General features: G+C 53.0%; 11 protein-coding genes. All 11 read right to left on the bottom strand.

The window, feature by feature from the left end; translation table 11 throughout:
* Window positions 1–29: 29 nt before the first annotated feature.
* The gene (locus tag HNQ92_RS19800; RefSeq protein ID WP_246440486.1) at window positions 30–1,571 is read right to left on the bottom strand and encodes a sulfatase; all 1,542 of its coding nucleotides are present in this window, start codon (window positions 1,569–1,571) and stop codon (window positions 30–32) included.
* 92 nt (window positions 1,572–1,663) lie between these two features.
* Window positions 1,664–3,298 carry a RagB/SusD family nutrient uptake outer membrane protein gene (locus tag HNQ92_RS19795; RefSeq protein ID WP_184176481.1) on the bottom strand — a complete coding sequence of 545 codons (1,635 nt, stop codon included), beginning with the start codon at window positions 3,296–3,298 and terminating at the stop codon, window positions 1,664–1,666.
* A gap of 16 nt (window positions 3,299–3,314) precedes the next feature.
* Window positions 3,315–6,344, bottom strand: coding sequence for a SusC/RagA family TonB-linked outer membrane protein (locus HNQ92_RS19790; protein WP_184176479.1), 3,030 nt, complete (start codon window positions 6,342–6,344; stop codon window positions 3,315–3,317).
* A gap of 811 nt (window positions 6,345–7,155) precedes the next feature.
* Window positions 7,156–8,574, bottom strand: coding sequence for an APC family permease (locus HNQ92_RS19785; RefSeq protein WP_184176477.1), 1,419 nt, complete (start codon window positions 8,572–8,574; stop codon window positions 7,156–7,158).
* Window positions 8,575–8,582: 8 nt separating this feature from the next.
* Window positions 8,583–9,749 (bottom strand): LLM class flavin-dependent oxidoreductase, encoded by a 1,167-nt coding sequence (locus HNQ92_RS19780; protein ID WP_184176475.1) that lies wholly within the window; start codon window positions 9,747–9,749, stop codon window positions 8,583–8,585.
* A gap of 89 nt (window positions 9,750–9,838) precedes the next feature.
* Window positions 9,839–11,542, bottom strand: a complete 1,704-nt coding sequence (locus HNQ92_RS19775; RefSeq protein ID WP_184176473.1) for an amidohydrolase family protein — start codon at window positions 11,540–11,542, stop codon at window positions 9,839–9,841.
* A gap of 75 nt (window positions 11,543–11,617) precedes the next feature.
* Entirely contained in the window at window positions 11,618–13,084 is a 1,467-nt protein-coding gene (locus HNQ92_RS19770; RefSeq protein ID WP_184176472.1) for a RagB/SusD family nutrient uptake outer membrane protein, read from the bottom strand.
* A 35-nt stretch (window positions 13,085–13,119) separates the two neighbouring features.
* Window positions 13,120–16,281, bottom strand: a complete 3,162-nt coding sequence (locus HNQ92_RS19765) for a SusC/RagA family TonB-linked outer membrane protein (RefSeq protein ID WP_184176469.1) — start codon at window positions 16,279–16,281, stop codon at window positions 13,120–13,122.
* Between the two features lie 631 nt (window positions 16,282–16,912).
* Window positions 16,913–17,956 carry a formylglycine-generating enzyme family protein gene (locus tag HNQ92_RS19760; protein WP_184176467.1) on the bottom strand — a complete coding sequence of 348 codons (1,044 nt, stop codon included), beginning with the start codon at window positions 17,954–17,956 and terminating at the stop codon, window positions 16,913–16,915.
* Between the two features lie 27 nt (window positions 17,957–17,983).
* Window positions 17,984–19,189, bottom strand: coding sequence for a sterol desaturase family protein (locus HNQ92_RS19755; RefSeq protein ID WP_184176465.1), 1,206 nt, complete (start codon window positions 19,187–19,189; stop codon window positions 17,984–17,986).
* A 299-nt stretch (window positions 19,190–19,488) separates the two neighbouring features.
* A complete protein-coding gene (locus HNQ92_RS19750) occupies window positions 19,489–20,202 on the bottom strand; it encodes an SDR family oxidoreductase (RefSeq protein ID WP_184176463.1) in 714 nt (237 codons plus the stop codon).
* Between the last annotated feature and the right edge of the window lie 81 nt (window positions 20,203–20,283).

Raw genomic sequence — 20,283 nt, 5'->3', positions numbered from 1 at the left:
AAATGGGGGTACTTTTAATTTTATATAAACTAATCCTGGTAAAGACCGGTATTGCCTTTTTCGAGCAGGCGGCTGAGCTGCTCCACAAGCGCGGGCTGCTCGGAGGCCCTATTGCGGCGTTCGTGCGGGTCGGTTTGGTAGTCGTACAGTTCCACCACCGGTTGGTGTTCCCGGAAGTACTTGCTGAGCCGGTAGCGGTCGGTACGTACCGAGATGCCCTGGTTGTAGTAGCTGTAGGCCACGTGGTTCCAGGGGGTACTTTGCCGTGACTGCACCAGGCGGGCAAAACTTTGGCCGTCTACCCCGGCGGGAGTGGGAAGGCCGCAGAGTTCCATGAGGGTAGGATAGAGGTCCACCGAGCTCACTACTTCGGTGCGGGTACTTCCCTGCCGGTGGCGCGGGTCGCGCACGATGAGCACGCTGCGTACGGCTTTTTCAAAGAGCGTGTGCTTGCCCCACACGCGCTGGTCGCCCAGGTGCCAGCCGTGGTCGCTCCATACGACCACGATGGTATTCTGGTCGAGCTTCAAGCGGGTTAGTTCGGCCAGTACCTGACCAATGAGCGCGTCGGTGTAGCTTACGCAGGCGTAGTAGGCGTGGCGTAGCTTGCGGGCGTAGGCGTCTGAGATGGGTTTTTCCAGCGAAGCTGATTCCTCACCGGCCAGGTATTGGTTAAACTCCCGGCTGGCATGCAGGCTGGCGGCATGTACCTGCTGAGGGAGGTCGGGCGCTTCACTGAGCGGGATTTTGGCTTCGTCGTAAAGATCCCAGTACGGGCGCGGGGCGGTAAAGGGAAGGTGCGGCTTGAAAAAACCTACCCCTAGGAAAAAGGGCTGTTTCTTTTGGGCAAGCTCCCGGAGTTTTTGGGTCGCTAGCCGGGCCGATAGTCCGTCGGGGTAACCGTCGTCGGGTACTTCAGCGGCCTCATAGGGCTTCACCTGGCCCTTCTGGCCCTGGCGGTTGGTGCCGTCGGCGTAGCCAAAGAAGGCGTTCCAGCCCGTACCCCAGCGGCCCGCGTCGAAGAGCATTTCGTCCCAGCTGTGGGGAAGTTCGAGCTGGGTACTTTTGGGGTCGTTGTAGCCGTATACGTAGCCGTCGGGCGAGTGGCTGATCTTACCTATGCCCACCGTGTAATAGCCCTGGCGGCGCAGCTGATCCACGAAGGTTTCGGGTACTTCGGTGCGGGGCTGGCCCGAAATGCGCTGCTCGATGGCCTCGTTTTTGAGCTCCACGCGGTTGCGGGGTAGTTTGCCGGTGAGTAAGCTGTAGCGCGAAGCCCCGCAGGTAGGCTGCGTGACGTACTGCCGCGTAAAAAGAGCCGACTGCGCCGCCAGGCGATCCAGGTGGGGAGAACGGACGGTGCGGTTGCCGTAGCAGTCCAGGTCGGGACGGAGGTCATCCACGGCGATGAACAGCACGTTGGGCCGCTCGGCGGGTGCGGAGGTGCGGCCCGCCGTCAGAAAGCCCAGGGTACCTACTACGGCCAGGGTCAGCAAGGTACTTTGCACTAGGTACTTGTACGGAGCGCAGGTACCTGCCAGGCGCATTATAGTATATTTAACATCCTTCATGCCGGGGGTACTTTAGAATAATAGAATCATTCATTCAAGCTAAAAGGCCAACTGCCGCCAAAGCTAATCGGGTTTAGGTTGAAAGTACTTGATCAGTACCCCGGATTCTGGAGAAAATCGCCCGGATTGCTGACGCGGTCGATCTGCGTTTGCGGGATGGGTCGTACCAGGTGCATTTCTTTGATGTTCGGGGCGGCGTCCCGGTTGTATTTCCGAACGCGCTCCAGTAGTTGGCCGGTGCGTTTCAGATCGTACCAGCGATCCAATTCTCCCACCAGCTCCCGCGCGCGCTCATCCAGGATGAAATCCAGCGAAAGGTCGTCGGGGCTAATCAGCATTTCATTTTCCTTGCCTGCCTGGGCGGCGCGGCTCCTTACTACGTTGAAGTAGGAGGCAGCCTGGGTACTTTTGTTCTGCCGCCAGGCGGCTTCGCCCGCAATCAGGTACATTTCGGCCAGGCGAATAACGATAAAGTCCCGCCGGCCGTCCAGGGCATTGACGCTGGTACGCAGGGGGTCGAGGTACTTCTTAAGTACCGGAAAGCAGCGACGCGACAAGCCGCCGATCTCGGTCTGGCCCGTGATGCTCCCCACCCAGTTGTCGCGGAAGTCGATGAGCCAGTAGGGCGCCTGGCTTTTTTGGGCGTCCGAAACGGGGTAGTTTACGATTTTGATGGAGGTATCGCCGGGGGCTACGGCCTTGCCATTGATAACCCCGGCCTGGTTGGCCAGCCATACCGTTTTGAAGGAGCCATCCCAGCGGGCGTCGCGCGAGGTATTGAAGAGCTTGATGAAGTAGTTGGTCATCAGGAAGCGCTGGTAGGGGCGGCCGTTGGCGATGTCGCGTACCATGGTAGAATTGAACGTATAATCCCACACGAAGAGCACGTGGGCCATGTTGCCTTCGCCGTTGGTGAGGGGGTCGGGGGTGTACTGCACCGACCAGATTACCTCCGAATTGACTTCGTTGTTGATGTCCCACAGCCGGGCAAAAGGCTTTACCAACTGGTAGTTGTAGCCGTTGATCACCCGTTGGGCCAGTTGCTCGGCTTCGGCCCAGTTGCCTAGTGTGAGCTGTACGCGTGCCAGCAGAGCTTCTGCGGCGGGCTTATTGACCCGACCGTACTCGCTGGCTTGGGTAGGTAAGTGCTCGATGGCATACCGCAGATCCGGAATAATGCCTTCCTGATAAATCGTGGCTACGGGCGTGCGTTTGGCGGTGGTTTCTACCCCGATGGTTTCTTGTAGCGTAAAATGAACGTCGCCAAACTGCTGTACCAAGTGGAAGTAGTACAGCGCGCGCAGGAAACGGGCCTCGGCGATGATCTGTTCCTGCCGGGTGGTTGACAAGCCACTGACGGCAGGTGCCCGGCCAATGACGGCGTTGGCCTGGTTGATGCCCCGGTAGAAGTTGTTCCAGACACTGGTCACGAAAGCGTTTGTACCCAGAAAATTCGGTGAATAATTGTTGATGTCGGGGTAGTTGGTTACGCCGCCGAAGCCATTGGTAAAAATATCCGTTCCGGTGATGGTCAGAAAAAAAGCCTCTTCCCGGCCGTAAAAGCCTCGCAAGTAGCTGTAGGTCGCTTTGAGCCCGTCTTCTAGGCCCTTGGGCGTGGCGTAGTGGCTATCGGCCGTGGCCAGGCCCACGGGATTTTCTTCCAGAATTTCCTGGCAGGAACTCAGGCTCAGCAACAGCGCGAAAGTATATAGCAGGGAGCGTTTCATTGCGAATAAGGTACTTTTAGAATTTGAGATTAAGACCAAACACATAGGTAGCGGAGGTCATGGGGGTACTTCCGCCCACGATCCCGCTGGCCGTTTCGGGATCGACGAGTTTGTAGCCGGAGAAAATGAAGGCATTGTCGGCGGTGCCGTACAGGCGCAGGCTTGAAATCCCTACTTTTTCTAACCAGCTTTTGGGTAGCGTGTAGCCCAAGGTGATGTTACGAATCTTCACAAAAGAGCCGTCGAAGTACCGGACGGCATCGGCGTAAAGCGGAGCCGACGACGCGTAGGGCCGTGGTATGTGGTTGGTCTGGTTGTCGGGGGTCCAGTAGTCGTAGTTGAGGCTGTTGTAGCGGCCCTGCCACTGGTTGCCGCCCAGGTTATGGAAGTCGCTTCGGATCGTTTGACCCTGCCGTGCGTAGAGCAGGAAAGAGAAGTCGATTCCCTTGAACGAAAAGCGGTTGGTAAGTCCACCGCTCCAGGCGGGTACCGTCGAGCCCAGGATGGTACGGTCGTCGGCGTTGATAACACCATCGGGTTGGTTGGTGAGGCGGCCGTCGGCATCGCGCCCGTTGACGTCCGCAATCCGGATATCGCCGGGTCGCTGCCCTACTTCGGCAGCCTGAGCAGCCTCCTCGGTTCGCCAGATACCTTCCTGTTTGAAACTATAAAAAACCTGGATGGGATGACCAATGAACCACTGGTTGCCCACGTCGTCGTCGCGGCCGTTGAAGAGCTCCACGATCTCTTCTTGGTTGGAGAATACATTCAGCAAAGCGTCCCACTTGAAGCCGGAGGTACTTCGTAAAATACCCGCGTTGAGCGTCAGCTCCCAGCCTCGGTTGCGGGTGGCGCCGATATTCTGGAGGATGGACTCGTAGCCGGAGGTGATGGGAATGAGGCGGTTGAGGAGCAGATCACGGGTACGGGTGTCGTAGACCTCCAGCGAGCCCGAGAGGCGGTCGTTCAAAAAACCAAAATCCAGACCCACGTTGAGCGTGCGCGAAATCTCCCATTGCAAGTCAGGATTGGGAATGATCCGTAGCGCGTAGCCGTAGGCCGGTGCGTTGCCGAAGGCGTAGGTGGAGCGATCCAGCCCGCCCAGCGTTTGGAAAGGAGCAATGGATGTGTTGCCCACTTCGCCGTAGCCCGCCCGGAGCTTCAGGAACGAAAGTACCTTGCTAGTTCGCAGGAACTGCTCTTCGGAAAGTACCCAGCCCGCCGACACCGACGGAAAAAACGCCCAGTAGTTGCCCCGCGAAAGGCGGGACGAGCCGTCGGCCCGGCCCGATAGGGTGAGCAGATAGCGATCCTTGAAGCCGTAGTTGATCCGGCCCATGTAGGAGAGGAGGCCCCATTCGGTCAGGGAACTGTTCTTGCTGGTTACTTCTACGGCGCTGCCAAGGTCATAGAAAGATGAAGTTTCGATGGGAATATCCCGTACCCCTATGGCGGAGGACTCAAAGCGGTTTTTCTGCGTGCTGAATAAGCCAACTACGTTGAGACTGTGCTGGTTCCATTTTTTGTCGTAGTTCAGAATGTTTTCCAGTGTATAGGCGAAGTTCTGCTGGTGGTCCACGGAGGCGTCGTTGATGCTTCCAGCCAAAGTACCGTTGTAGCGCCCCCGGCGGTAGGTACTGAAGTCGGGTCCGAAGTTGAGACGGTAGCTGAGCCCCTCAGCCAGGGTGTATTCTCCGAAGAGGTTAGCAAAAATGCGGTATTTCTGCCGCTCATCGGCGTACTGGTTGGGCTGGTATTCCAGTAGCGGATTGGTGGCGTTGCCCTCCCGCGGATTAGGATAGGCCACAAAAGTACCATCGACTCCGAAAGGGGTTACGAGCGGCGAAAACGAAAGGGCGTTGGCATAGGGAGCGTTGGCCATCACGTGCTGTACATCATGAGCCACCGTAGCACTTACCCCTACTTTTAGCCGTTGGGTCAGGCGGGAATCGAGGTTGGCCCGGAACGAATACCGTTTGTAATCACTGGCCTGAAGTACCCCTTTCTCATCAAAAAGGGAGCCCGAGAGGTAGTAGGTCGTTTGGTCGGTACCACCACTGGCCGCGATCTGGTGGCTTTGCTGGATGCCATCCCGCAAAATCAGGTCTAGCCAGTTGGTAGAGGTACCTGCGTTAAGATTATTAACTTCCACGGGACTTAAAAACGAAGCATCCTGGCTGGCATCGGTAGGGGACAGCCCGCGCGATACCCGCACGTAACGGGCAAACTCCTCACCGTTCATCAGGGTAAGGTCGTTCTGGGCTTTCTTGAGGCCGTAGTACCCGTCGTAGCTGATGACGGCCTTGCCCGCTTTACCGCGTTTGGTGGTGATCAGGATCACGCCGTTGGCCCCGCGCGAGCCGTAAATAGCCACCGCGCTGGCGTCTTTCAGTACTTCCATTGACTCGATGTCGTTGGGGTTGAAGTCGCTGATGTTGACGTCGGTAGGAATGCCGTCGACGACGTAGAGCGGCTCGTTGCTGGCGTTGATCGAGCGGTTACCGCGAATGCGGATCGAAAAGCCCGCCCCCGGCGCGCCACCCGCCCGGACGATGTCGACCCCGGCCAGCCTACCCTGCGCATTGGAGAGAAAGTTGGGGGCGGGCGTTTCGGCGATGTCTCGGCCCGAAATGGACGAAATAGCCCCCGTCAGATCCCGTTTTTTCTGGGTACCGTAGCCCACTACCACCAGCTCTTCCAGCTGCCGGGTATCGTCGGCCAGAACGAGGTCCAGCGTCGTTTGATTGTTTATGGGTACTTCTTGGGTTAAGTACCCAATGCCCGAAAACGTCAGGATAGCGTCGGTTTCGGCCTGGATCTCAAACCGGCCTTGGGCGTCGGTAGAGGTACCTTGGGTGGTGCCTTTCACTACCACGCTTATACCCGGCAACGGACTATTGTCTGATTTGGACCGGACGGTCCCTTTTACGGCCTGACGAGCTTGGGCCTGGGCACCGGACGAACTAAGCAGGAGCAGCAGTACGAAAGAGCCCGCTACGCAAAGAAATACTTGTTTAAAGCGTATAGTAAGGTACATTGAATGCATGATTAAAGGAAGCCAACTGACCACAGCTCAGGGCATCGACGGGTGTTTCTGGTACTAGCTGAGGTACCTAAAAAAACTACCAGAATGAACTCCAATTGATATACATATTTTAGCTTAAGCGTATACTTTTCCAATGTACCCTACTGACAGCCCGCCAAGCCAGCGTGAATGATCAACCACCGAAAATTCCGACCGACCGGCGGAGCTATCGAATAGGGTACTTTGGGGGTATTTGGAAGCAGATGCGTACTTTCGAAAGGCGCAGTACGAAATAAAATCACCACAACGCCCGTCACAACAGCGCTAAGGAACCCCGGAAGAACCCGTCGGACCAGCATGAATAGTCAACCACCGAAAATTCCGGCCAGCCTGATGCAGGTACCTTCCAAGGGAGTCCTTAGCTCCGTCTTGAGCGACGCAAGCAGTAACTACGGACGGGTATACTTAGCGAGTCAGGTACAACAACCTGGCGGCTGGCAGGTGAAAAGTTTCCGAGAGGGAACAGTTGGAAAAACCACCATGGAAGAAGCCGCCAAACGGCTTGATACGCGTATACGTTTCATTTTCATGAATTGTTAAAATGAAAAACGTGAGCAATACATCGCTTACTGGTGGTTAATAAGCCATGTACTAGTCTACTTAAATGATAGACAAAGTAAGTTTTAAATATTTATAATAGCAAGCTATCATTTGCATTTTTTTATGGAGCTTTTTTTTAAATTTCTTGTAATGACCATATGCCTAGGTACTTAATAATTTAGGTGTAAATATTATAATAAAATTATTCTTGTTAAATATTTCATTTTGTGTGTTAGTAAGAGGGGGCTCTTCGCTTTACCCAATAGTAGAGGGGGATGCCTAAGGCCGAAATAAAAAAGCCGGGCCAGGTATAAGTTGGTTTGAAAATAATAAGTAAAACGCAGAAGGCTACTCCCATCAAGATGTATAAGGCGGGCAAAATAGGGTAGCCAATCGCTCGGTAGGGCCTTTCATGCAGGGGCTTTTTCACCCTTAGAATATATATTCCTACGATCGTCAGTACATAAAAAATGACGACTACGAACGTAATCATATCGAGTAGGTCGCCGTATTTGCCCGTCAGGCAGAGGAGGGAGGCCATCGCGGCCTGTATCCAGAGGGCAAAGGCCGGAACTGCGTGTTTATTAAGTTGAGCCGTTTTTTTGAAGAATAAGCCATCCTGTGCCATGCTATAGTAAACCCGGGCACCGGCCAGGATCAAACCATTATTGCACCCAAAGGTAGAGATCAGAATCATGACCGAAATGAGTATGGTTCCACTGCTACCCAGGATCACCTCCGAAGCGGCAATCCCTACCCGGTCTTTGGCCGCGCCGGCAATCTCTGTAATGGGAAGTACATACAAGAACATCAGGTTGATGGCAACGTAGAGTAGCGTTACGAGCAGGGTACCTAATAAAAGACTCAAGCCGATGTTTCGGCGGGGATTGTTGATTTCACTCGCCACAAACGTTACGTTATTCCAGGCCTCGTAGCTCATAATAGCACCCACCATCCCGGCGGCCAGCCCGCCCCACCAGGCTGGGGCCGATGGGTAACCCGATAGTGTGCCCGCCCGATCCCGCTTTTGCAGCTGCCAGGCATCCTGCCAGTTTAAGTCCCATACTTCAGATTTGTAAATAAGGAATCCGAGCAGGATCAGCACCATAATGCTAAATACTTTGGTAGAGGTAAAGATCGTTTGTACCCACTTGCCACCCTTTACACCCCGCGTGTTAATGTAGGTTAGGAAGCAGATAAGCCCTATAGCCAGGAGTTGGGCGGGTGAAACGCTCCAGGTACCCCATTGAAAAAGGACGAGATCATCGGCAACTTGTGGGATAAAGTAGGATAAAAACTTAGAAAAAGAAACGCCAACGGCCGCAATGGTACCCGTTTGGATCACGGCAAACAGGCTCCATCCGTATACAAAAGCAATTAACGGATTGAAGGCTTCTTTGAGATAGATATACTGGCCCCCGGCTTTGGGGTACATTCCACTGAGCTCACCATAGCTGAGAGCGGCGGTGAGAGTCATGAAGCCACCCAGCAACCATACGGCTAGTAGCCAGCCCGCCGAGCCGACGTTACGGGTAATGTCGGCACTAACGATAAATATTCCGGAACCGATCATGCCTCCGGCCACCAGCAAAGTCGCGTCCAGCAAACCAAGCTCCCGCTTCATTTGCTGCGTAGTTGTTTGGGTACTCATCGTGCAAATTACACCAGGACGGCGTTAGTGAGGGGAGTGACGGGTACCTCTGCGAGAATGCGGTTTTGTAGACGGGGCATCGACTCGTTGGGTAAGTGGGGTAGTACCAGCTCAGCAAAGTGCCGAGCTTCGCCCAGTAGCGGAAAACCCGAAAAGATAAAAGACCGGAAGCCCATGTCCATATACCGATTGAGCTTGGCCAGAATTTGGTCTGGACTCCCCACCAGCCCCCCACCGCAGCCCGAAAACACTTTTCCGATGTGTGTCCAGAGAATATCTTCTACGTAACCCTCTTCGTCGGACGTTGCCCGGAGTTCGTCCTGGCGAAGTACCCCTAACGAGCGCGAATCCTCACCCCGGCTGCGAATCTCCAGCGCGCGTTTTTCGTCAAATTTTGACATCAGGTGACGAGCGTAGGCGCGGGCTTCCTCGGCGGTTTCTCGTACAATGACGTGGATACGTAAGCCAAAGTCGATACTACGCCCTTCGGCTGCCGCGCGGGCACTCATATCCTGCATGGTTGCGTACATGCTTTCTTCGGATTCGGGCCACATCAGAAAAACATCGCAATACTTGGCGCATACGGCTCGGGAACCGGGTGAAGTACCTCCAAAGTACAGAAGTGGTCCGCCGTTTTGCTGGTAAGGCTTAACCGGGTCGGTCGGCAGATCAAACTCGTAGAGTTGCCCCTTGAACTGGATACGTTCCCGGGTCCAGGCTTGTTGAAGAATCTCGATGACCTCGGCGCAGCGCTGGTACCGGAGTTCCGGATTCTCCCGGGTGCCGGGGAGATCAGAGTTGATGATATTCAGAATTAATCTTCCCTCCAGCATGTGATCAAGGGAAGCCAAGGCACGGGCTAGCATGGGAGGATGTACCTCGCCGGTGCGAATGGCCGCCAGCAGGGTGATTTTACTCGTATGGGTCGCGGCTCCGGCTGCAAACGTCAGCACATCCTGCCCGACGGTGTAGGCCGTAGGGAGCAAAATGTTACTGAATCCAAGGCGCTCGGCCTCTTGGATGATGTCAAGGCAATGGGCAAAAGTACTTCGGCGATCAGGATCGAGTTCTCCTAAAAAGGCGGTGTCGCCGCCGATAATATCATCAAACCAGGCTATTTCGGCAATGCGCTGGGGGGTTCGGATGGGTACCGTTTTGATATTTGATAAATTCATGGAAAAACAAAAATTAGGTGGTTGACTAAATTAAAAGGGAGGAAATACCTTTCTTCGTTTCCTCCCTTTTATAAGGTACTAGGTCGGAATTAATTCTTTTTGAAGATGGTTTTGCCTTCTTTGATCGTTTCAAGCACCTGAATGTCCTTTATTTGCGCTGGAACTACCGTGGTAGGGTCATCGGAAAGAATGACCAGATCGGCTAGCTTGCCTGGCTCAATAGATCCCTTGCTGGCCTCTTCAAAGTACTGGTAGGCACCGTTGATGGTGATGGCACGTAACCCTTCCAGCGGCGTCAGTCGTTCCTCCGGCCCGATAACTTTCCCGGAACGAGACTTCCGCTCCACGGAAGTCCAGAGCAGAAACAGCTGGTTGATGGGTGTTACGCCGAAGTCGGTATGGTTGGTGGCAATAATATTTTTTTTGATGGTTGTTTTCAGGGGGCTTAAAAACTTGGCTCGTTCGTAACCGAGGTTTTGCTCGTGTACATCACCCCAAAAAAAAGCGTGATTACTAAACAAAGCCGGGATCATCCCTAATTCCTTGTACTTATCGAGCTGATCGGGGCGTACAAATTGGGAATGGATTACTACCGGGCGTCGGTTCTGGCTGCTGTTGCCCAGGATCTGGTTCGCATTTTCAATGGCAGTGATGTACATGTCGATGGCGGCATCGCCGTTGCAGTGTACGAACGTCTGAAGGTTATTTTTGAAGCCTTTCAGAATGGCTTCGTTCAGATCGTCCTGGCTAGCCGTTGGAAATCCCCGGCATTCTTCTCCGTTACATCCGGGTACCTTCGTAAGGTAGGCCTTGCCAAAGTAGGCCGTTTTTCCCTGAGGAGATCCATCGGAAATATACTTAAATCCGTTGAGCTTGAGTCGGTTAGTTAATACTCCAAATTGATAGTTTGGATTTCCAAGTACTTTATCCAGGATCGTGTAGGAGGGGAGGGTCTCGATGTCGATGATTAATTCGCCGCGCTGAGCCGCCTCCCGCAGCAATTCCAAGGACTCAAAGCCCGTGCTGCCGTCCTGAGCCGTCGTGACGCCGAAGCTGGCATAGTAGAGCTGCTGTTCTTTCAGCTGCGCTAAGCGTTCCTCCAGCGACCCGCTAGTGGAGCTACTGATATTGACCCGTACCAAACCTTGGGCGCGTTCTTGAAATAGACCCGTGGGTTCATTTGAGTTTGTTTTGCGCTCAATAACCCCACCCGGAGGGTCGACGGTGTTAGCATTGATGCCGGCCAGCCGTAGAGCCGCCGAATTGGCTACCGACATATGTCCCGACACGTGCGTAATCACGACGGGGTTGTTTGGGAAAGCAGCATCAAAATCTTCCTTAGTAGGATGCCTTTTTTCTTCTAGCTGATCTACATCGTAGCCAAAACCCCTAATCCACTCTCCGTCTTTTAGTCCTTTTTGAGCCTGAAAAGCCTTCAGTTCACTGACCAGGTCGGCTATTTTCCGGATGCTGCCTACGGGAGGGGGATTTAAGTTTGCCAAGCTAGCCCGGCCAAAGCTCATGAAGTGGCTGTGGCCGTCGATAAAACCAGGTACCACAGTCCGCCCACGCAGGTCGATGATCTCCGTAGTGGTACTTTTATGGGTACTGATCTGGTCATTGGTACCTACCGCAATGATTTTTCCTCCTTGAACTGCGATGGCCTGTACGATCGAATTGATAGAATCAACGGTAATGATTTTGCCATTGATAAATACCTTATCCGCCACTAGAGGTTTATCTTTCTCCTCGTTGGGGGTTCGAAAAGCGACGAATAGAAAGGCTAAAGCCACTAAACTAAGTGCTTTTGGTAATGCAAGACCCGTTCTGTAAAGCATACATTTGGAAAGTTGTGGTTGAAAATAGGACTACCGAGGGGCTAATTTATTGTATGCCAGCTCTCCGCTCGGGATGGGCCATACGTAGTTGGGAGCCGTGGGAGCAATGGCTGGGGCCGTACCGGCATTCCCGACTTTGGCAGGAAGCGGAGAATTGGTCCGAAACAAGTCATGCGTACGGAACCCTTCACCCAGTAGCTCAATCCGACGTTCGTTTCGAATGGTTTGAATAAGTTCTTCCCGGCTATTTACGCCCGTGGCAAAGGTGAACGTGGCGTCAGATCGGTTCCGAACGGCTTGTAAAAGCGCCAGGGCGCGGGGCAGATCGTTGGTCTGAGCCGCGGCTTCGGCGTAGTTGAGCAGGACCTCCGCATACCGAACTACCGGAATGTAGTCCGTAAAGGGGGCCGAATTCTTTGGGAACTTCCGCAATAGCTTTTGGCCGCTGGTGTTGGTAATGACTAAATTCTTACGCGCGTCGGTAGAGGTCTCCGACGAAAAGACCGGATCGGTAACAATACCCTGGGGATTTAGGTAGATGACCGGCGTAAGGTAGTTGCTGGCCAGGGCACTTTGTAGGGCGGGTGCCTCCGTTGGAATTAGGAAAGGAATGGTAAAAATAGCCTCGTTGCCTATGTAAGATCCGTTGAATAAGGTGGTCAGGTTGGGTTCAAGCCGGTGGGTAAGGCTTCCGCTTGTATACTGGTAGGGAGGGGTGGTAGGTACCAGCTTGGCCGCTTCTTCTACTACCTTGGTATAGTTGCCCTGTGCCAGGTATACCCGGGTTTTGAGGGCAATGGCGGTTGCTTTGCGTGCTCTTGCCACGTTAAGAAGCGCGGTACCGTAGGTGGCAGGCAGATCCGCTTCGGCCTCGTTAAGATCCTGGATGATTTGGTTGTAAACGTCAGTTACGGTGCTGAATACGAAGTCGTTATTTCCGCCGGAGGTTTCCCCGCTCAGCCGTAGTGGTAAAGCGGCTACCGTAGGTTTTTGGACGTAGGGGCTGGCATAGGTTTGCACCAAGCTAAAATAGCTAAAAGCGCGAATGAACTTGGCTTCGGCTACGTAGCTACGACGTACGGCGTCCTCAACGACACTAAAGGAAGGATCCAGACGGTCAATGAGGATATTCGCGGAATTGATGGTCGAGTAGGCGGCATTCCAGACGGCATTAACAAAATCCCCCGATCCGGTAATGGACTGGTTCCAGACGTTAGCACCGGTAGAGTTATTGCCATCGTTTTGGCTGAATTCATTGCCGCGCTGTTCATTAAAAATAAGGTACCTTCCTCCATAAAACGAAGGACTGCTGAATTGTCCGTAAAGCCCATTGACCTGCGCTAGCACTTTGGCGGGGGTTGAAAAAGCCGTAGCTTCGGAGATGCTTGTAACGGGTACAGGATCCAGGAGGTTTTCGTGGCAGGCACTGGTGCCAAACAGGAGCGTGACTGTCAATACCAGGCCCCAGGCGTTATGTTTATAGTAGGGTACTTTCATGTTCTGATAGCATTAAGAGTGGCCGCAAGGGCGAATTAGAAGCTTACATTTAAACCGAGCGTATATACTGAGGCGTTAACGGGCACGTTCTGATCTTTTCCTGAATTGACAGAATTACCATTGATGGATATTTCCGGGTCTGAACCCCTGTACCGGGTCAGGGTGAAAATATTGGCCGCTTGTACATAGAGGCGTGCCCCTGAAATGTACTGGCGAAGACCACTTTTTTGCACAGGAATGCGGTAGTTAAGCGCGAGATTTTTTAACTTAAGAAAAGAGCCGTCTTCTACGTTAGCAGAGTTGGTAGAAGAAAACCCGTGGGTAAAGCTATCTCCCCAAACGAGCTTGGGGACGTCGGTAATTTGGCCGGGAGTAGTCCAGCGATCCAGAATGAAGGTACCATTATTGAAATAGCGCTGGTCAGAAATGGTAGCCCGGGTACCATTGTGGAGCAAATTTCCGCCTGAGAAAATCAAGCCAACATTTAGTTCAAAAGCGCCGTAGGAAAGCGTATTATTCCAGCCTCCGTAGTAAGTAGGTAAAGAGGACCCGAGTATGCGGCCGTCGGCGAAGTTATCAATGGCCGGAGCTACCTCGCCGTTCAGGTAAGTAAAACGCTTGTCTACGGCGTTGTACTGGACTAATTCGTCATTTCGATTTCGGTAAATTCGGTTCCCGTTTTCGGGATTGACCCCTTCGGTGGGTACCGCAAAAATAGATCCTACCGAATACCCTACCCGGGTGACGTTCTGGATGCCAAAGGTACTTAACGAGGTAGGATAGATATCCCCTCCTGCTCCCAGGGAAGTAACTCGGTTTTTGAGTGTGGCAAGATTGAACTGCGTATTCCACTGAAATGCCCCCTTGTTGATCAATTGGGCCTGGATGGAAAATTCTATTCCTTCGTTGTAGAGGGAGCCCACATTGGCTGCGATCGCGTTGCCAGGTATACCCTGCGAGGAGGCCTGCGGAGCACTCAGTATTAGCCCGTCGATGGTATTTTTGTAATAATCGGCTACAAAGGTCAGACGGTTGTTAAATAGTGCGATATCCAGACCGATGTCTACCTTTTTACTAGATTCCCAACGAAGGGCGGCATTGCCAGCTTGCCCAAAATTGAGGGTAGGTACGCCGGCATAGGTACTTGAGCTGTACTGAGAGAGGGAAGCATAGTCGTCGAGGCTACTGTTGCCCACTATACCATAGCTGGCCCTTATCTTCAGGCTATTGATGGTATTGGATAGGGTTGAGTTTTGAAAAAAGGCCTCTTCCGACAAATTCCAGCCCAGGGAGCCTCCGCCAAAGTTACCCCATTTATTGCCTGCGGCCAGTGCCGATAGCCCATCCCGACGTACGTTTAGGCTTAGTAGGTACTTTTTGCGGTAGTCGTACTGTACCGTGCTAAAAAATGAACGCAAGCCGTTTTCGGCCTGTACGTTGGCGGCGGGGGTGATATTCGTCCATCCTCCCTGGTAGCTGCTGTAGTATGGATCAGACAATCCGGCCCGGGAGGCTCCCCAGCCATCTACCCGCCGGTAGATTTCTTCATGGCCTAGCAGCAATCGGAGGGAATGGTTATCTCCAAAGGTATTAACGTAGGCCAGCGTGTTCGTCCAGTTGGACCGAAAAAACGTAGTATTGGAGTTTGTGGCTGAGCCGCCCTGCGGAAAGCCTTCGCTGCTGTATGGATTTCGGAAGGTCTGGTTTTCAACGACCAGGTTGTTGATACCATATAGCGTTTTGAATGTTAGGTTGTTTAGTAGGGAAACCTCCGCATAGATACTTCCTAAAAGGGAATTGTTTTGGGAGGTATTTTTATCAAGATCGAGGATCGTCTGGAGGTTGTAAGCATTAAATACACCCAGGGCGGAGCTGTTGGGGCCGTATCCAATGTTGCCATTGGCTGTATTGATGTTATAAGAGCCGTCTGCGTTGTAGATAGGTACATTGGGCGGTAAAATGTAGGTCAAACGGGCCAGGGGCTGTAGGCCGATGTACTGGGTATTGACACTATTGCCCGAAGAAGCCGCAACGGAATTTGGGCCGATAGCGCCCGAATTTGGCCCACTATTGAGCGAATTACTGTAGGAAATGGTAGTACCTAGCGCTAGAAATTTATTCAGGCGGTGATCCAGGTTTAGGCGGGCTCCCTGGCGTTTGAAGGCGTTGGTCTTAAGTATGCCGTTTTGGTCAGAGTAATTTAGGGCTAGAAAATAGGTAGTTTGCTCGTTAGCTCCCGAAAAGCTAAGGTTATGGTTGTGTGACACGCCCGTTTGGTAGGCTACGTCATACCAGTCCGTACCGATAGTACTACCATCGGCGTTGCGGCCCAGCACAAAGCCGGGCGACAGGCCAGCGTTGACCCGTGCTTCGTTTTTGATCGTGACGTAGTCTTCGGGGCCCAACAGGGGAAGAAGATTGAAAGGCTTGCTGAAGCTTACCCAGGCGTCATAGTTCACCTTGGTACTTCCTTTTTTACCCCGTTTAGTGGTAATCACCACCACGCCGTTGGCCGCCCGAGAGCCGTAAATAGCCGTGGCCGAAGCATCTTTCAAGATGTCAATAGTTTCAATATCACTAGGATTGATGTCTGCCAGTGGGTTATTCCCTACGGCTCCACCCGCCGAACCCGTAAAAACAGTGACGCCGTCTATGATGATGAGCGGATACACGGAAGACGTAATGGAATTGATGCCTCGAATCCGAAATACAGGGGTGTTGTTGAGCGCCCCGCTAGGCTGTACGATATTAACGCCGGCGGCCTGCCCGCCCAGGAGCTGATCCAGGCTCTGAGCTGGGCGGTTTTCGAGCTGCGCTGCGTTTACCTTTGCCGCCGAACCCGTAAACGATTTCCGGCTTTCCGTAGAATAGCCCGTCACGACGAGTTCGTTTAACTGCCGGGTGTCGGCTTGGAGTTCCACGTTCAGAATGGTCTGGCGTTCGACCTTCAATTCCTTTGTTATGAAGCCAATATACGTATAAACGAGGGTATTGCTCGCCGCAGGAAGCCGTAGGGTGTATGCGCCATTGGCGTCGGTTTGGGTACCTTGCTGGGTACCTTTCACAACGATGTTCACACCAGGAATGGCTTGGCCGTCGGAACTGGCTGTCACGACTCCGGTTATGGTATGTTCCTGAGCCCTTGCCAAAGCCAGTGTGAAGACGTTCAGAATAAGGAAGTAAATAAATCGTCTCATGTAGTGTAGTGAATGAAATAGAATTAGAAATGGCCATTTGTGCAATAGAAATAGTTAGGTAGCTCTCCTTTGTCCAGGAGGGCTGACAGCCATGAAGTACCGCATATCAATTTCAGGAGGCCTTTTAAGAAGTAATAAAATCTAAATGGAAGGGGTATATGTCAACTGCCTGATGGAAACACATATTGTTGCTCTCAATCGGAAGCAGTATATTCGTCGCTCCACAACAGCGCTAAGGAACCCCGGAAGAACCCGTCGGACCAGCATGAATAGTCAACCACCGAAAATTCCGGCCAGCCTGATGCAGGTACCTTCCAAGGGAGTCCTTAGCTCCGTCTTGAGCGACGCAAGCAGTAACTACGGACGGGTATACTTAGCGAGTCAGGTACAACAACCTGGCGGCTGGCAGGTGAAAAGTTTCCGAGAGGGAACAGTTGGAAAAACCACCATGGAAGAAGCCGCCAAACGGCTTGATAGGCGTATACGTTTCATTTTCATGAATTGTTAAAATGAAAAACGTGAGCAATACATCGCTTACTGGTGGTTAATAAGCCATGTATTAGTCTACTTAAATGATAGACAAAGTAAGTTTATGATTTTTTAAATAGCAAACAAAACGCGTCTTTTTTTGTTATTTGTCCCTCACACACCTAAAACCCAGGTTGTTGCTACCACTGCTGGCCTCACCTTTGCCCCGGCTTCCCGCTTTGTAGCGGATGCAGTACTGGTCGCTACAGAGGAAGGAGCCACCCCGCTGTACGTATTTTACCGCACCCGGCTCGTCAGGGTCGTAGCTGTCGGTGGGGCCGGTGGGGTTTTCTTTGGGGCTGTTGAGGTAGTAGTCGGGGCGGTAGAGGTCCTGGCACCATTCCCACACGTTGCCGTCCAGGTCGTACAGGCCGTGCGGATTGGCCGGAAAGGACGCCATCGGCGCGGCGGTGGCGTAGCCATCTTCTTGGGTATTATGGTCGGGGAAATTGCCCTGGTAAATATTGGCCACCCATTTTCCCTGGGGTTGCAGCTCGGCACCCCAGTAGTAGGTGGTGTTGCCCCGACCGCCGCGGGCGGCGTATTCCCATTCGGCCTCGGTGGGGAGGCGCTTACCCGCCCAGCGGGCGTAGGCGGCGGCGTCTTCGTAGCTAACGTGTACCACGGGGTAGTTTTCTCGCCCCTTGATGTGGCTGGAAGTACCTTCGGGTTGCCGCCAGTTGGCTCCGGGCACGTATTCCCACCAGCGCAGGGGATTATCCAACGAAACCGCCTGGGCGGGCGGCGAAAAAACTGCCGAGCCGGGTACCAGCTTGTCGGCGGGCACGCCGGGGTAATCGTTGGGGTTGAGGGGGCGTTCGGCTACGGTTTGGTAGCCCGTGGCCGCCACAAAGCGGGCAAACTCGGCGTTCGTGACTTCGTGCGCATCCATCCAGAACCCATCCACGCTCACCGGATGCAGCGGGCGGGCGTCGGGAAACTCGTCGGAGCCCATCAGGAAAGTACCCCCCGGTACCCACTTCATGCCGGTGGTGTCGCCGGTACTTACCCTAAATTCCTTAGAGTTGCTGGCCGCGGTTGTTGTTTCGGCCGACTCGCTTTTGCCGTTTTGGTTCGTACAGGCGATCAGCGTGGTGAGGCTATACAGGAGAAAAGCTTTTGGAAGAGAAAGGTACTTTGGGGTCATGGACGAAGCAATGGGTTTATAAGAACGCTAACCGTATACATACCGCAAATATTGCTTTTGTAAGCTTGAAAAGAAAGCAATGGTAGCGATCGTGACGAGGCCAAGCAGAGCTCCCATCGTGGGCGTGGGAAAATAGTAGTAGGTAGTGGTGAGTACCAACCCCGCCCGAATATACTCCAAATAAAAAACCCAGCGGCGTTGTTCTAGAAGTGCTCCGCAATTGATCAGTGTGACCAGAATAAAAAGAGCAGTTGTAATTTGAAGAAAAGAGTACGCGGTGTGCTCAAACAAAAGTAAGAAAAATAAAATCGTGACCATCGCGATGAATTGACCGAGCACATAACCTCTGAATTTTCGGGAAACTACTTGTACCTTGTGTGGCGAGAGAAAGCGCTTCTCAGCGAGGGGGCGAAGACTAGGGTCAAAATCGGAGGGGCGACCCAAGATCAGCTTGATCTTGGCCCTCAGTCCAGGTTGCCTACGAACGCCGTAGGCTAGTTCCACCAGATAATGAAAATGTTGCCACAAAAAGCTATGGCTTCGCAGCGGCACCGTTAGTCCGTATACGGCTTCTTCTTCTTCCTCGGCAAAAGTACCGAAGAGCTTATCCCAAATGATAAACATATCCCCGAAGTTTTTATCAAGGTATTGCTCATTGCTGGCGTGATGTACCCTGTGGTGCGAGGGGGTGACCAGGATGTATTCCAGCAGACCTAGTTTGCCAATTAACTGGGTGTGCGTAAAGAATGGGTACAGTCCATGCACTAGTAAAATGGTGGTTATCATAGGCGCCGGAAAGCCAATGATTGGAAGAATAGCCCAAAAGGAAGTACGAACTACTGCCTGGAAGATCGTGATGCGGGTACCGGCGGTATAGTTGAACTCTTCGCTTTGATGATGTACAACGTGAAAACCCCAGAAGAGATTTACCTCGTGCCCGTAGCGATGGTACCAGTACCACAGAAAGTCGGTTGCCAGGAGCAGGGCGATCCATAACAATAGCGTAGGTTGGATGTCAAAAAAAGCGAAGTTTCGGTGAAGATAGTCATAGAAAAAGTAGAAGCTACCGGCCGTAAAAAGGTCGATGAGCCGTTCGGCGACGCCAACGTTTAGGTTAGCAATGGAAGTGCTGAAACTAAAATAGTTCTTTTTTCTCTTTTTGGCCACCAAGTACTCCAGTCCGATAAAGAACAGAAAAAACGGGACCGCCAGGGCCAGGTAGTTGAGCGTCATGTTATTAGAAGCGACAGGGTACTTTCAGAAATAAGTTGCTGTGACCTTACCAGACCGGAATCTTTTGCACGAAGAATGTGTAGTTGTCGCTTCTGTCGTGAGTGATGAATAGCTTCCAGCTCTGCTCTGGGTAGGTGGTTTATCTTGGCAGATTTAGTCTAGTAAACTTGTAGACAAATGTACTAAATTTTTGTTTGTGCCAAATTTTTTGGGGGTATTTTGTGGGATCAGCAACTCAACGAAAACAAAAAAGCCCGGCCTCTGGAAAGAAACCGGGCGGAGTACCTTTGGCCAAGTACCTACTTAGGCGGCATCGAGGGCCGTACTTCGATCTTGCTGGGGAGCGTCCGGGCGGGTAGTTTGATGAGGTCGGCCACGATCTGACCGATGTCCTCGGGCTGGATCTTCCAGGCGTCCTTCTCGCTGGGCTCGTGGTCGTTGAAGTGCGTCGCTACCGAGCCGGGCATGATGGTCGTGACCTTGATGCCGTCGTTCCGGACGTCCATCATCATGGCCTGGCTAAAGCCCACCAGACCAAACTTGCTGGCGTTGTAGGCGGCACCTCCGGCAAAGAAATTGGTACCGGCCAGGCTGGCGATGGTGATAAAGTACCCCTGGCTGTCTTTGAGGGCGGGCAGGGCGGCCTTGGCGCTGTGAAAAACGCCCGTCAGGTTGATGTCGATGGTTTCGTGCCACTGTTCGTCGGTCATCTCTTGAATGGGCGCAAAGTGCCCGATGCCGGCGTTGGCAATGAAGTAGTCGAGGCGGCCCCACTGGTCAAGTACCTGTTGTACGGCCTGCCGCTGCGACTCCAGGCTGCGCACATCCGACTCCAACCCGAGGGCGTAGCCGTCCTGAATCTGGTTGAGCCGGGCGGCGGCCTCGTCGGCGCTGGCCTGGGAGCGACTGGTGATGGCTACTTTGATGCCTTGCTGGATAAGTACCTGGGCAATGCCGTAACCAATGCCTTTGGTGCCTCCGGTTACGAAGGCTACTTTATTCGATTCTGCCATGTGCGTTGAAAGTATAGATAGTTTGTTGCTAAAAACAACCCCCGAGGGCGCGGGAAAGTTTAGGAGCAGGGGAAAACCTTC

This window comes from Rhabdobacter roseus (genome assembly GCF_014202275.1).
Taxonomy (GTDB): domain Bacteria; phylum Bacteroidota; class Bacteroidia; order Cytophagales; family Spirosomataceae; genus Rhabdobacter; species Rhabdobacter roseus.
The sequence above is the reverse complement of the archived record's forward strand: the minus strand, read 5'-3'. Positions and strand labels throughout refer to the sequence as shown.